This window comes from Franconibacter pulveris (genome assembly GCF_056780215.1).
The window spans coordinates 4,131,730-4,145,381 of record NZ_CM165555.1 but is presented as its reverse complement, the minus strand read 5'-3'; the positions used below and the strand labels follow the sequence as shown (position 1 = coordinate 4,145,381).

10 protein-coding genes are annotated in these 13,652 nt (G+C 56.9%); 4 read left to right on the top strand and 6 right to left on the bottom strand.

Annotated features, from left to right (window positions below):
* Nucleotides 1-5 precede the first annotated feature (5 nt).
* Nucleotides 6-1,424, bottom strand: a complete 1,419-nt coding sequence (locus tag ACU4F7_RS19550) for a glutamate synthase small subunit (protein WP_029590252.1) — start codon at nt 1,422-1,424, stop codon at nt 6-8.
* A 9-nt stretch (nt 1,425-1,433) separates the two neighbouring features.
* Nucleotides 1,434-5,894, bottom strand: coding sequence for a glutamate synthase large subunit (gene gltB / locus ACU4F7_RS19545; RefSeq protein WP_481637595.1), 4,461 nt, complete (start codon nt 5,892-5,894; stop codon nt 1,434-1,436).
* A 682-nt stretch (nt 5,895-6,576) separates the two neighbouring features.
* On the opposite strand from gltB, the gene mnmL reads away from it, so the two are divergent.
* From mnmL to mtgA, 4 genes are all read left to right on the top strand, one after another.
* Nucleotides 6,577-7,515 (top strand): tRNA modification radical SAM protein MnmL/YtqA, encoded by a 939-nt coding sequence (gene mnmL, locus ACU4F7_RS19540; protein WP_029590256.1) that lies wholly within the window; start codon nt 6,577-6,579, stop codon nt 7,513-7,515.
* 55 nt (nt 7,516-7,570) lie between these two features.
* Complete coding sequence (gene arcB / locus ACU4F7_RS19535; protein ID WP_481637594.1) at nt 7,571-9,904, top strand: aerobic respiration two-component sensor histidine kinase ArcB; 2,334 nt, start codon at nt 7,571-7,573, stop codon at nt 9,902-9,904.
* A gap of 232 nt (nt 9,905-10,136) precedes the next feature.
* Nucleotides 10,137-10,790, top strand: coding sequence for an isoprenoid biosynthesis glyoxalase ElbB (gene elbB, locus ACU4F7_RS19530; protein WP_481637593.1), 654 nt, complete (start codon nt 10,137-10,139; stop codon nt 10,788-10,790).
* Nucleotides 10,787-11,515, top strand: a complete 729-nt coding sequence (mtgA, locus tag ACU4F7_RS19525) for a monofunctional biosynthetic peptidoglycan transglycosylase (RefSeq protein ID WP_024560089.1) — start codon at nt 10,787-10,789, stop codon at nt 11,513-11,515. Before elbB ends, mtgA begins: the two co-directional genes overlap by 4 nt.
* Before the next feature lie 80 nt (nt 11,516-11,595).
* On the opposite strand, the gene npr is transcribed toward mtgA, so the two are convergent.
* From npr to hpf, 4 genes are all read right to left on the bottom strand, one after another.
* Entirely contained in the window at nt 11,596-11,868 is a 273-nt protein-coding gene (gene npr, locus ACU4F7_RS19520) for a PTS phosphocarrier protein NPr (protein WP_024558822.1), read from the bottom strand.
* Complete coding sequence (gene rapZ / locus ACU4F7_RS19515; protein ID WP_024558821.1) at nt 11,865-12,719, bottom strand: RNase adapter RapZ; 855 nt, start codon at nt 12,717-12,719, stop codon at nt 11,865-11,867. Before rapZ ends, npr begins: the two co-directional genes overlap by 4 nt.
* A gap of 63 nt (nt 12,720-12,782) precedes the next feature.
* Entirely contained in the window at nt 12,783-13,268 is a 486-nt protein-coding gene (gene ptsN, locus ACU4F7_RS19510; RefSeq protein ID WP_024558820.1) for a PTS IIA-like nitrogen regulatory protein PtsN, read from the bottom strand.
* A gap of 85 nt (nt 13,269-13,353) precedes the next feature.
* On the bottom strand, nt 13,354-13,641 hold the full coding sequence (gene hpf / locus ACU4F7_RS19505; protein ID WP_024558819.1) for a ribosome hibernation promoting factor: 288 nt from the start codon (nt 13,639-13,641) through the stop codon (nt 13,354-13,356).
* Nucleotides 13,642-13,652 lie beyond the last annotated feature (11 nt).

The window sequence follows — 13,652 nt, the reverse complement described above, 5'->3', positions numbered from 1 at the left end:
GGTGCTTATACTTCGAGATAGTTCATGATGCCGTCGGCGGCTTTACGGCCTTCGGCAATCGCCGTTACCACCAGGTCAGAGCCGCGTACGATATCGCCACCGGCGAAAATCTTCGGGTTGCTGGTCTGGAAAGCGTTTTCGCTGCCCTCAGGCGCGATAATGCGTCCCTGAGAATCCAGTTCTACGCTGTGCTGCGCCAGCCATTCCATGCTGTGCGGGCGGAAACCAAACGCCAGCACCACCGCATCAGCAGGCAGCACATGCTCTGAACCCGCCACGATTTCCGCGCGACGACGGCCATGAGCATCCGGCGCGCCCATTTCGGTACGCGCCATTTTCACGCCGCACACTTTGCCGTTAGCGTTAATTTCAATGCCGAGCGGCTGCACGTTAAACTGAAACACGACGCCTTCCTCGCGCGCGTTTTTCACCTCGCGGCGGGAGCCTGGCATGTTCTCTTCATCGCGACGATAAGCGCAGGTTACATGCGTTGCGCCCTGGCGCACCGAAGTACGTACGCAGTCCATCGCGGTATCGCCGCCGCCCAGCACCACGACGCGCTTGCCTTCCATATTGATGAATGGCTGCTGCGCATCTTCGCTAAAGCCCATGATCTGACGGGTGTTGGCGATAAGGAACGGCAGGGCTTCATACACGCCCGGCGCATCTTCGTTCTCCAGCCCGCCGCGCATGGACTGATAAGTGCCGACGCCCAGGAACACTGCATCGTAATCCTTCAGCAGATCGTCAAGCTGTACGTCGCGGCCCACTTCGGTATTGAGTTTGAACTCAATACCCATGCCGGTGAAGATTTCGCGGCGGCGGGTCATGACCTCTTTTTCCAGCTTAAAGGCCGGAATGCCGAAGGTCAGCAGGCCGCCGATTTCCGGATGACGGTCAAATACTACCGCTTTGACGCCGTTGCGGGTCAACACGTCGGCGCAGGCGAGGCCCGCCGGGCCCGCGCCAATGATGGCCACGCGCTTGCCGGTCTGCTTCACGCCGGTGAGGTCCGGGCGCCAGCCCATTTCAAACGCTTTATCGTTGATATAACGCTCAATGTTGCCGATGGTCACTGCGCCAAACTCATCGTTCAGCGTGCAGGAACCTTCACACAGGCGATCCTGCGGGCAGACGCGGCCGCAGACTTCCGGCAGCGTGTTGGTCTGATGCGACAGTTCCGCCGCTTCAAAAATACGCCCCTCGTTGGCAAGCTTCAGCCAGTTAGGGATGTAGTTATGGACCGGACATTTCCATTCGCAGTAAGGGTTGCCGCAGGCGAGGCAGCGGTCTGCCTGCGCCTTGGCCTGACCTTCCGAGAAAGGCTCATAAATTTCTACAAACTCAATTTTACGGATCTTCAGCGGTTTCTTTGGCGGATCAACGCGCTGTAAGTCGATAAACTGGTAAACGTTCTGACTCATTAAAACCCCTTACTGCGCCTGCACCCGCAGCTCTGCTGCGGAACGACTACGGTGACCCAACAATGCTTTGACATCACTGGACTTCGGTTTAACCAGCGCGAATTTCGAGGCGAAGGCCGGCCAGTGGGCCAGGATCTCTTCGCCTCGCTGCGAACCGGTATGGTGAACATGCTCGGTAATAAGGCCGCGCAGATGCTCCTCGTGAATCGCCAGCTCGTCTACGCCCAGCACTTCCACCAGTTCCGGGTTCACGCGTTTGCGGAACTCGCCATCTTCATCCAGCACGTAGGCGAAGCCGCCCGTCATACCCGCGCCGAAGTTGACGCCGGTTTTGCCGAGGATACAGACGATGCCGCCGGTCATATATTCACAACCGTTATCGCCGATGCCTTCCACCACGGTGATCGCGCCGGAGTTACGCACCCCGAAACGCTCGCCCGCGCGGCCTGCGGCATACAAGCGGCCGCCAGTTGCGCCGTACAGACAGGTATTGCCAATAATGCTCGCTTCATGACTGCGGAAGGCGGAACCCACCGGCGGACGAATAGCGATTAAGCCGCCCGCCATGCCTTTGCCGACGTAGTCATTGGCGTCGCCAGTCAGGTGCAGCTCCACGCCGCCTGCGTTCCAGACGCCGAAGCTCTGGCCCGCGGTGCCGCTGAAGTGCGCTTTGATTGGGTCGGAAGCCAGCCCCTGGTCGCCATGCGTCTCGGCAATGTATCCCGAAAGCGATGCGCCCACCGAACGGTCGGTATTGCGGATATCAAACCAGAACGTTTTGCTCTGCTTTTCATCCACATACGGCTTCGCCTGGTTCAACAGCTGCGCGTTGAGCACGCCATTATCGAACGGCGGGTTATGCTCGGTGCAGTAAACCGCTTTGCCCGGCAGCGGCTCGGCGGTCTCCAGCAGACGCGCCAGGTCGAGCTTCTGCTGTTTCGCGGTAAAGCCTTCCAGTTCTTTGAGCAGCTCCGTGCGGCCGATCAGGTCCACCAGGCGGGTAACGCCAAGCGAGGCCATGATTTCGCGCGTTTCACGAGCGATAAACTCAAAGTAGTTGGTTACCTTGAACGGCAGGCCGTGGTAGTGGTTTTTACGCAGTTTGTCATCCTGCGTCGCTACGCCGGTCGCGCAGTTGTTCAGATGGCAAATACGCAGGTATTTACAGCCGAGCGCCACCATCGGGCCGGTGCCGAAGCCGAAGCTTTCCGCGCCCAGAATGGCCGCTTTAATGATATCGAGGCCGGTTTTCAGGCCGCCGTCCACCTGCAAACGAATTTTGTGACGCAGGCCGTTAGCCACCAGCGCCTGCTGGGTTTCAACGAGGCCCAGCTCCCACGGACAGCCCGCGTATTTCACGGAGCTGAGCGGGCTTGCGCCAGTGCCGCCGTCGTAGCCGGCGATGGTGATGAGATCCGCGTAAGCTTTCGCCACGCCGGTCGCAATGGTGCCCACGCCCGGTTCGGAAACCAGCTTCACGGAGATCATCGCCTTCGGGTTGACCTGTTTTAAGTCGAAAATAAGCTGCGCCAGATCTTCAATCGAGTAGATGTCGTGATGCGGCGGCGGGGAGATAAGCGTCACGCCCGGCACCGAATAACGCAACTTAGCGATATAAGGGGTGACTTTGTCGCCCGGCAACTGGCCGCCTTCGCCCGGCTTCGCGCCCTGAGCGACTTTAATCTGAATAACGTCAGCGTTAACCAGGTAAGCCGGGGTCACGCCGAAGCGGCCGGAAGCCACCTGCTTAATGCGCGAGACTTTGTTAGTGCCGTAGCGCGCCGGGTCTTCGCCGCCTTCGCCGGAGTTCGAGTTGCCGCCGATGCTGTTCATCGCTTCGGCCAGCGCTTCGTGCGCTTCCGGGCTCAGCGCGCCGATAGACATCGCCGCCGTATCGAAGCGTTTGAACAGTTCGCTTGCCGGTTCGACTTCATCCACGCGAACCGCTTCGCCCTGCGGGTTGAGGGCCAGCAGGTCGCGCAGCGTCGCCGCCGGGCGCTCGTTCACAAGCCTCGCATACTGCTGATAATCGCTATACTCGCCGCTCTGAACCGCCTGTTGCAGCGTACGCACCACATCCGGGTTGTACGCGTGGTATTCGCCGCCGTGTACGTATTTCAACAGGCCGCCTTGTTCCAGCGGTTTGCGGGCAAGCCACGCGCGCTTCGACAGGTTCAGCAGATCCTGTTGGAAATCTCCGAAACCGGCGCCGCCGATGCGGCTCACCACCCCCTGGAAGCAGAGGCTGGAGACTTCATCGTGCAGGCCCACCGCTTCAAACAGCTTCGAACAGCGGTAAGAGGCGATAGTCGAGATGCCCATTTTGGACATTATCTTATACAGGCCTTTGTTGATGCCGTTACGGTAGTTCAGCATCACGCTGCGGTAGTTCTTCTCGATAGCGCCGGTATCCACCAGCCGCGCCAGGGTTTCATAGGCGAGGTAAGGATAGACAGCGGTCGCGCCGAAGCCCAGCAGCACGGCGAAGTGGTGCGGGTCGCGGGCGCTTGCGGTTTCCACAATAATGTTGGCGTCGCAGCGCAGGCTCTTCTCAACAAGGCGAGTCTGAATGGCGCCCACCGCCATCGGCGCAGGCACCGGCAGACGGTTTTTGGCGATGTTACGGTCGGAAAGCACCAGCAACACGGTGCCGTCGCGCACCATCTGTTCGGCTTTGTCGCACAGCGCTTTTACCGTCTCTTCAAGCGAGGCTTCGGTCACGTCGAACGTAATATCCAGCGTGTCGGCGCGATAGTGCTGCTCTTCAAGCGTAGTCAGCTGTTTAAAGTCGGAGTAGAGCAGGATCGGCGATTTAAAGCTCAGGCGGTGCGCCTGGCCTTCGGCCTCGCAGAAGACGTTCATCTCGCGGCCAATGCTGGTGGCAAGCGACATTACGTGCGCTTCGCGCAGCGGGTCGATAGGCGGGTTGGTCACCTGAGCGAACTGCTGGCGGAAGTAATCATAAATAATGCGCGGCTGGCTGGAGAGCACGGCGAACGGCGTGTCATCGCCCATGGAGCCGACCGCTTCCTGGCCGTTTTCGCCCAGCACGCGGATAACGGAATCCAGCTCTTCGTTACTGTAGTTAAACTGCTTCTGGTAGCTGGCGAGCAGATTGTCGTCCATTTCACGGGTGCCGACCTGGTCATCCGGCAAATCTTCAAACGGCACCAGACGACGCACGTTTTTCTCCATCCACTCTTTATAAGGGTGGCGGCTTTTAAGATCGTTGTCCGTTTCCGCCGAGTGCAGAATGCGCCCGCCGCGGGTGTCGATAACCATCAGTTCGCCCGGGCCAACGCGTCCTTTCTCTACCACTTCATCCGGCTGATAATCCCAGATACCTACTTCAGAGGCGCAGGTGATGAGCTTATCTTTGGTGATGACATAGCGCGCCGGGCGCAGGCCGTTGCGGTCGAGGTTACAGGCGGCGTAACGACCGTCGGACATAACGATGCCCGCCGGGCCGTCCCACGGCTCCATATGCATGGAGTTGAAGTCGAAGAACGCGCGCAGCTCCGGATCCATATCCGGGTTGTTCTGCCATGCTGGCGGCACCAGCAGACGCATAGCGCGCACGATATCCATCCCGCCCGCCAGCAGCAGCTCCAGCATATTATCCATGGAGCTGGAGTCGGAGCCGGTTTCGTTTACGAAAGGCGCGGCATCATGAAGATCCGGGATCAGCGGGGTTTTAAACTTATACGTACGCGCGCGCGCCCACTGACGGTTGCCCGTAATGGTGTTGATTTCGCCGTTATGCGCCAGGTAGCGGAACGGCTGGGCCAGCGGCCAACGCGGCACGGTGTTGGTGGAGAAGCGCTGGTGGAAAAGGCAGATAGCCGATTCCAGACGCAGGTCCGCCAGGTCCAGGTAAAAGCGCGGCAGGTCTGCCGGCATACAGAGACCTTTATAAATATTGACCAGGTTAGACAGGCTACAGACATAGAAGTCTTTGTCATCCTGGAGACGTTTTTCGATACGACGACGGGCGATAAACAGGCGGCGTTCCATATCGCGCGGACGCCAGCCCGCCGGGGCGTTAACGAAAATTTGTTCAATGCGCGGCAGAGAGGAGAGGGCGATTTCGCCCAGCACGCCTTCGTTGGTCGGCACGTCGCGCCAGCCCACAATGGAGAGGGTTTCCTGTTGCAGCTCTTCTTCAACGATACGACGGCTACGGGCCGCCAGTTCCGCATCTTTATTTAAGAACAGCATGCCGACGGCGTAGTTCTTCGCCAGACGCCAGCCGCGCTCTTCGGCAACAAGGCGGAAGAAACGATCCGGTTTTTGCAGCAGCAGGCCGCAACCATCGCCAGTCTTGCCATCGGCAAGGATAGCGCCACGGTGCTGCATACGGGCCAGTGCGTGAATGGCGGTACGCACTACCTTGTGGCTAGGTTCGCCTTCTATGTGGGCGATCAGGCCGAAACCACAGTTATCCCTCTCAAGGGATTTATCGTACAACATATAAGTGAACCTCCCCAGGCTCTGCGAGACTCTCTCTTGTTCTGACGGCGCGCGGGCGTAAAAAGGGTGCGGCGACGGGGGTGGCGTTATAACGCGTTCCTCGTATGTCGCCCTCTTTCATCCTTTTCGCATCGATACACGGTCGTTGAGAACTTACTTAAGAGGGAATCTCAATTACTGCATAAATATGATGAGCAGAACACTCATCCAGAAAGCTTCCAGCGGATTCTCAACTTATCGGGAATCACCAGGCAGGTCAAATGTCATTCTTATTTATGCTGAAATGTGCTATGCATTGGTTAACTAATTGTTTTTAGTATCTATTTATTGTTTTTTACAATGCATGAAGCGGCGGCTGCACCAAAATGGAGTGTGATCTCTCTCACTATTGGCGCTGGCTATAAACCCCAATGGTCACTGCCGTTACGGGAATTATCAGCGGAAAATGCTAAAAATCAGGTGCGGCTTGCAGCATGGTACTGTTTTTCACTTGTCGTCATATTATTTAAATAAAAGGCGGCGACATAAGGAAAAGTAATCAGCCGGTCAATGACTGAAATTGCGTTTATTTTGAATGATTATTCATGATGTAAAAGGGTGCCCTGGCGCTTGATCCACATCATCGCCGTGGGGAAGGAAAACTGGCAGGCTTGGCCCTTTTCGCAGGGCGGCCTTCCAGATTATGCAGTTACAGAAATTAGTCAATATGTTTGGCGGCGACCTGGCCCGCCGGTATGGGCAAAAAGTCCATAAACTTACGCTACACGGCGGCTTCAGCTGCCCAAATCGCGACGGCACGATTGGCCGCGGCGGATGCACTTTTTGCAATGTCGCCTCTTTTGTTGATGAAACGCAGCAGTATGCCTCAATAGCCGATCAGCTTGCCTGCCAGGCGAAGCGGGTTGATCGGGCGAGGCGTTATCTCGCCTATTTCCAGGCATACACCAGCACCTGGGCTGAAGTGCAGCAATTGCGCGCCATGTATCAACAGGCGGTAAGCGAGGCGAATGTCGTGGGCCTGTGCGTGGGAACGCGCCCCGACTGCGTGCCGGAGAGCGTGCTCGATTTGCTCAGCAGTTATCGCGAACAGGGTTATGAGGTCTGGCTGGAGCTGGGGTTACAGTCGGCCCACGATAAAACGCTGCGCCGTATTAACCGCGGCCATAACTTCACGGCTTACCAGAAGACGGCGCGGCTGGCGCGTGCGCGCGGGCTTGATGTCTGCTGTCATCTCATCGTCGGGCTGCCTGGCGAAACGCAAGGCCACTGTCTTGAGACGCTGGCGCGCGTAGTGGATACCGGCGTGGATGGCATTAAGCTGCATCCGCTGCACATCGTCAGCGGCAGCATTATGGCGAAAGCATGGCAGGCGGGCAGGATTGCAGGCATTGCGCTTGAGGAGTATGCCGCCACGGCGGGGGAGATTATCCGCCATACGCCGCCGGAAGTGATATATCACCGCATCTCCGCCAGCGCACGCCGTCCCACGCTTCTCGCGCCGCTGTGGTGTGAAAACCGCTGGACCGGTATGGTGGAGATAGACCGCTACCTTAACGCGCACGGCGCGCAGGGGACCGCCCTCGGCACACCCTGGACGCCACACTTTTACGTTCAACCCTGAGCGTTCTCGCCGGTTTTGGGTATTATTGAGCGGAATATCAGCGAAGGAATAATTCATGAAGCAAATCCGGTTGTTGGCGCAGTTTTACGTTGATCTGCTGGTCAAGCTGGGCCTGGTGCGGTTCTCTCTGTTACTGGCCCTCGCCCTGGTGGTGCTGGCGATGGCGGTGCAGATGGCGGTAACGATGGTGCTGCACGGCCAGGTGGAGAGCATCGACGTTATCCGCTCTATCTTTTTCGGCTTATTGATAACGCCCTGGGCCGTTTACTTTCTGTCTGTGGTGGTAGAACAGCTGGAAGAGTCGCGCCAGCGGCTCTCGAAGCTTGTCGACAAGCTCGAAGAGATGCGCGAGCGCGACCTGAAGCTTAATGTGCAGCTTAAAGATAACATCGCCCAGCTTAATCAGGAGATTGCCGAGCGCGAAAAGGCGGAGGCTGAGCGCCAGCATATGCTGGAGCAGCTGAAAGTCGAGATGAAAGAGCGCGAAGTGACGCAGATCCAGCTTGAGCAACAATCTTCCTTCCTGCGTTCGTTTCTGGACGCCTCGCCGGACCTGGTTTTCTATCGCAACGAAGATAAAGAGTTCTCCGGCTGCAACCGGGCGATGGAATTGCTGACCGGAAAAAGCGAAAAACAGTTAATTAACCTTAAGCCGCAGGATGTTTATTCGCCGGAGGCGGCGCAAAAGGTTATCGAAACCGATGAAAAGGTATTTCGCCACAACGTTTCGCTCACTTACGAGCAGTGGCTCGACTATCCGGATGGCCGCAAAGCCTGTTTTGAAATTCGTAAAGTGCCTTACTATGACCGGGTGGGTAAACGCCATGGGCTGATGGGGTTCGGCCGCGATATTACCGAGCGCAAGCGCTATCAGGACGCGCTGGAGCGCGCCAGCCGCGATAAGACCACCTTTATTTCCACCATCAGCCATGAACTGCGTACGCCGCTCAACGGCATTGTCGGCCTAAGCCGTATTCTGCTCGATACTGAACTGACAGCCGAGCAGGAGAAATACCTGAAAACTATTCATGTTTCCGCCGTTACGCTTGGCAATATCTTTAACGATATTATCGATATGGACAAAATCGAGCGGCGCAAAGTGCAGCTTGATAACCAGCCGGTCGATTTCACCAGCTTTCTTGCCGACCTTGAAAATCTCTCCGGCCTGCAGGCGCAGCAAAAAGGGTTACGCTTTGTGATGGAGCCGACGCTGCCGCTGCCGCACAAGGTGGTGACCGACGGCACCCGCCTGCGTCAGATCCTGTGGAATCTCATCAGCAACGCGGTGAAATTTACGCAAAAAGGGCAGGTGACGGTGCGCGTGCGCTACGAAGAGGAGCGCCGCCTGCGCTTCGAGGTGGAAGACTCCGGTATCGGTATTCCGCAGCAGGAGCTGGATAAGATCTTCGCCATGTATTATCAGGTCAAAGACAGTCAGGGCGGTAAGCCCGCTACGGGCACCGGCATTGGTCTTGCGGTATCGCGTCGGCTGGCGAAAAACATGGGCGGCGATATCACCGTTTCAAGCAAACCGGGCAAGGGCTCTGTCTTCACGCTCACCGTCGAGGCGCCACGCGTGGCGGAAGAGGTTAAGGATGAACAGGAAGACGACGATATGCCGTTGCCAGCGCTGCATGTGCTGTTGGTGGAAGATATTGAACTTAACGTGATTGTCGCCCGCTCCGTGCTTGAGAAGCTTGGCAACAGCGTGGATGTGGCGATGACCGGCAAAGCGGCGCTGGAAACGTTCCAGCCCGGCGAGTATGACCTTGTGCTGCTCGACATCCAGTTGCCGGACATGACAGGCCTGGATATCTCCCGCGAACTGACGCGCCGCTATGCGAAAGAGGATTTGCCGCCGCTGGTGGCGTTAACCGCCAATGTGCTTAAGGACAAGCAGGAGTATCTGGATGCGGGGATGGATGACGTGCTGAGCAAGCCGCTGGCCGTCCCCGCGCTGACCGCAATGATTAAGAAATACTGGGATACCCAACCGGACGAGAATGAGGGCGAAACGATGAGTGAAGATAAGCACAAGACGTTATTCGATCTACCCATGCTTGAGCAGTACATGGAGCTGGTAGGGCCGAAGCTGATTCTGGATGGCCTGGCGATGTTTGAAAAGATGATGCCGGGCTACCTGAGCGTGCTGGAGTCGAACCTGACGGCGCGTGACCAGAAAGGCATCGTAGAGGAAGGGCATAAAATTAAAGGCGCAGCGGGCTCCGTCGGCCTGCGTCATTTACAACAGCTGGCCCAGCAGATTCAGTCGCCAGACTTGCCGGCATGGTGGGATAACGTTGGTGAATGGGTAGAAGAGCTTAAGCAGGAGTGGCCGCAGGATGTGGCAGCGCTGAAGGCGTGGGTGAGCGAAGCTGAAAAAAAATGACCCCGGATTAACCGGGGTGCGCGAATACTGCGCCAACACCAGGGAAATTAAGGCATCGCCTGTTCTTGGTGTGGTTTTTTCGTTCATGGCGGGGCCTGAGAATATGTTCCGCTCGAGCATAAGATAGCAAAACTTAAAAAAATTGTTACGCGAATCAGTTAAATGTGTGAAGCATAGCGTTTAAATTACAATTTTTTATATTGTTCAGTAGTTTAGGTAAAGGGATGAATTCATGAAGAAAATTGGCGTCGTACTTAGCGGTTGTGGCGTTTATGACGGAAGCGAAATTCATGAGGCGGTTATTACGCTGCTGGCGATTGCACGAAGCGGTGCGCAGGCGGTCTGCTTTGCGCCTGATAAACCGCAGGCGGATGTGCTTAACCATCTGACCGGCGAGAAAATGGTGGAAAGCCGTAACGTACTGGTGGAAGCGGCGCGTATCGCTCGCGGCGAAATTCAGGCGCTCGGTCAGGCCCGGTTCGAGACGCTGGACGCGCTGGTGGTGCCGGGCGGCTTTGGCGCGGCGAAGAATCTGAGCAATTTTGCAAGCCAGGGGGCGGAGTGCGTTGTCGACCCGTCGCTTAAGGCGTTGGCGCAGGCGATGCATGCCGCAGGCAAGCCGCTTGGCTTTATCTGCATCGCCCCCGCCATGCTGCCTAAAATTCTGCCGCCGCCGCTGCGCCTGACCATTGGCACCGATATCGATACGGCGGAAATTATTGAGGAAATGGGCGGCGAACATGTTCCCTGTCCGGTGGACGATATCGTGGTGGATGAAGATAACAAAGTGGTCACCACGCCCGCCTACATGGTAGCGAAGCGCATTGACGAGGCGGCAGCCGGTATAGAGAAGCTGGTCGCCCGCGTGCTGGAACTGTGCGAATGAGGAAAGGCAAGGCGTCGCTGTGGCGAAAGGGGTGGCGCTGGCTTTGGCGTGGCTGCGCCGCCGTGCTGGCGTTCTGGATAGCCGGTATTTTGCTGTTCGGCCTGCTGCCGGTGCCTTTTTCCGCGGTGATGGTAGAAAGACAAGCGTCCGCCTGGTTTAGCGGTAATTTTAGCTATATAGCGCATTCTGACTGGGTAGGAACCGACGATATTTCGCCATGGATGGGACTGGCGGTCATCGCGGCGGAGGACCAAAAGTTCCCTGAACACTGGGGCTTTGACGTCGCCGCCATAAAGAAAGCGGTCTCTCATAACGAACGGCACGAGAATCGCATTCGCGGCGCTTCGACGATTTCGCAGCAGACGGCTAAAAACCTTTTTCTGTGGGACGGGCGCAGCTGGCTGCGCAAGGGGCTGGAAGCGGGGCTGACGGTAGGTCTGGAAACGGTCTGGAGCAAACGGCGCATTCTCACGGTTTATCTGAATATCGCTGAATTTGGCGAGGGCACCTTTGGCGTAGAGGCGGCGGCGCAGCGTTATTTCCACAAGCCCGCCAGCCGTCTTACCGCAGCGGAAGCCGCTATGCTGGCGGCAGTGCTGCCAAACCCGCTGCGTTTGCGGGCGGACGCGCCTTCAGGTTACGTACGCGCGCGTCAGGCGTGGATCCTGCGCCAGATGCGCCAGCTGGGCGGCGAAACGTTTATGACGCAGCACAAGCTGCGCTAAAAGGCATAACCGCCTGAGCGACAAAAAAGGCGGGTTAGCCTGGAGCTGACCCACCTTTTGCATGCGCCAGAGCAAAGCCGTTAATCTTCGTCAAAGCCGGCTTTAAACAGGGCGATAACCGCTGACAGGGCCTCTTGTTCCTGTGGACCCGTCGCTTCCACTTCAATCTGACCGCCCTGGGCGGAATCCAGCATCAGCAGAGCGATTACGCTACTCGCCTCCGCTTCCGTGCCTGCTTCATTACGCAGCAGCACTTCCGCATCAAAACTCTGCACCAGCTCGAACAGCTTCATGGCCGGCCGGGCATGCATGCCGAGCCTATTGGTTATCTCAACGGTTTGTTTTACGGTCATGATTTGCGTTTTTCCAGCGTGCGGTGACGGGACTGGACGTTTTTACCGCGTGAACGGAAATAGTCGGCCAGCTGTTCCGCAATGTAGACCGAGCGATGTTTACCGCCAGTACAGCCAATAGCGACCGTAAGGTAGCTACGGTTGTTGGTTTCCAGCATCGGCAACCACAGTTCCAGATAGCTGCGGGTTTGATAGATAAAGTTATGCACTTCGGTATGGCGGTCAAGGAAGGCGGCCACCGGTTTATCAAGCCCGGTCATAGGGCGCAGCTTCGGATCCCAGTGCGGGTTGGGCAGGAAGCGAACGTCGAAGACGTAGTCGGCGTCGATAGGAATGCCATGCTTAAAGCCAAAGGATTCAAACACCATCGTTAATTCACGCTCGCGTTTGCCGAGCAGGCGCGTGCGCAGCATTTCCGCCAGCTCATGCACGGACATTTCCGAGGTGTCGATAATCAGATCGGCCCGGGAGCGTAACGGCTCCAGCAGGTTATTCTCTTCGTCGATGGCGCTCTCCAGCGAGAGGTTGCGGCCAGAGAGAGGGTGCAGACGGCGAGTGTCGCTGTAACGGCGGATGAGCGTATTGCGATCGGCATCCAGAAACAGCAATTGCGGAGAAAACGCATCCGGCAGGTTATTCATCGCCTGCTCGAAGATCTCCGGCGACTCGGGCATATTGCGCACGTCGATACTGATGGCGGCGGAAATCTGTCTGTCCGCCAGCGTCCGCGCCAGCTCAGGCAGCAGCACTACCGGCAGGTTATCCACGCAGTAGAATCCCATGTCTTCCAGCGCGCGCAGAGCTACCGATTTTCCGGAGCCCGAACGCCCGCTGACGATCATCAGCACCATCTCCAGTCTCTCCCTGGGTCAATATGGGCGGCAAGCGCCCCTCTTATCGAGCTTTGCAGCCCGTTATTCGCTCTCATCGCCGCCTTCGGTGATGATTTGATAAAGCTCTTCATCGCTTTGCGCCGCGCGCAGACGACGACAGATCGTTTTATCCGCCAGCCGCCTTGCCACGAGCGAGAGCGTATGCAAATGCGTTTTGGTCTGATCGGCCGGCACCAGCAGGGCGAAGAGCAGATCAACCGGCTGATTGTCGATAGCGTCAAAAGCAATAGGCGTTTCCAGTTGTACGAATACGCCTACGGCGCGCAGGGTATCTTCTTCAAGCTTACCATGCGGAATGGCGATGCCGTTGCCGATGCCGGTACTGCCCATTCGCTCGCGCGTGAGAATGGCTTCAAACACCACCTGCGGCGGCAGACTAAGCTGCTTCGCGGCCAGTTCACTGATGATTTCCAGTGCGCGTTTTTTACTCTGGCAATGCACCCCGCTTCGGGTACATTCCTGGTTCAGGACATTGCTCAGTTGCAGAGCGGAATCATTATTCATCATAAGTTCACCTAAGCATTCTCTGTGCTAACGGCCCGCTATTCGGTGAATAACGAGCCGTTAATACATCAGCTAAACGCCCGGACAATCAGTGTTGTTTCAGTTTATCTTTATGTTTAGTAAGTTGCCGCGCCAGTTTATCAATTAAACCGTCGATGGCGGCGTACATATCCTGACCTTCCGCACTGGCATGAAGCTCGCCGCCGTTAACGTGCAACGTGGCGTCCGAGATGTGAGTGACTTTCTCCACTTTCAGCACTATGTAAACCTGGTTAATCCTTTCGAAGTACTGCTCCAGCTTAGCGAACTTCGTGTTCACAAATTCACGAAGGGAATCAGTGATTTCGACGTTATGTCCAGTAATGTTGAGCTGCATAGTGTCTTCCT

Bases quoted from the DNA above. Each gene is read 5' to 3' on its own strand.
- gltB (WP_481637595.1), bottom strand. From the start codon at position 5,894: ATGTTGTACGATAAATCCCTTGAGAGGGATAACTGTGGTTTCGGCCTG.
- elbB (WP_481637593.1), top strand. From the start codon at position 10,137: ATGAAGAAAATTGGCGTCGTACTTAGCGGTTGTGGCGTTTATGACGGA.
- rapZ (WP_024558821.1), bottom strand. From the start codon at position 12,719: ATGGTGCTGATGATCGTCAGCGGGCGTTCGGGCTCCGGAAAATCGGTA.
- hpf (WP_024558819.1), bottom strand. From the start codon at position 13,641: ATGCAGCTCAACATTACTGGACATAACGTCGAAATCACTGATTCCCTT.
- mnmL (WP_029590256.1), top strand. From the start codon at position 6,577: ATGCAGTTACAGAAATTAGTCAATATGTTTGGCGGCGACCTGGCCCGC.
- mtgA (WP_024560089.1), top strand. From the start codon at position 10,787: ATGAGGAAAGGCAAGGCGTCGCTGTGGCGAAAGGGGTGGCGCTGGCTT.
- ACU4F7_RS19550 (WP_029590252.1), bottom strand. From the start codon at position 1,424: ATGAGTCAGAACGTTTACCAGTTTATCGACTTACAGCGCGTTGATCCG.
- npr (WP_024558822.1), bottom strand. From the start codon at position 11,868: ATGACCGTAAAACAAACCGTTGAGATAACCAATAGGCTCGGCATGCAT.
- arcB (WP_481637594.1), top strand. From the start codon at position 7,571: ATGAAGCAAATCCGGTTGTTGGCGCAGTTTTACGTTGATCTGCTGGTC.
- ptsN (WP_024558820.1), bottom strand. From the start codon at position 13,268: ATGATGAATAATGATTCCGCTCTGCAACTGAGCAATGTCCTGAACCAG.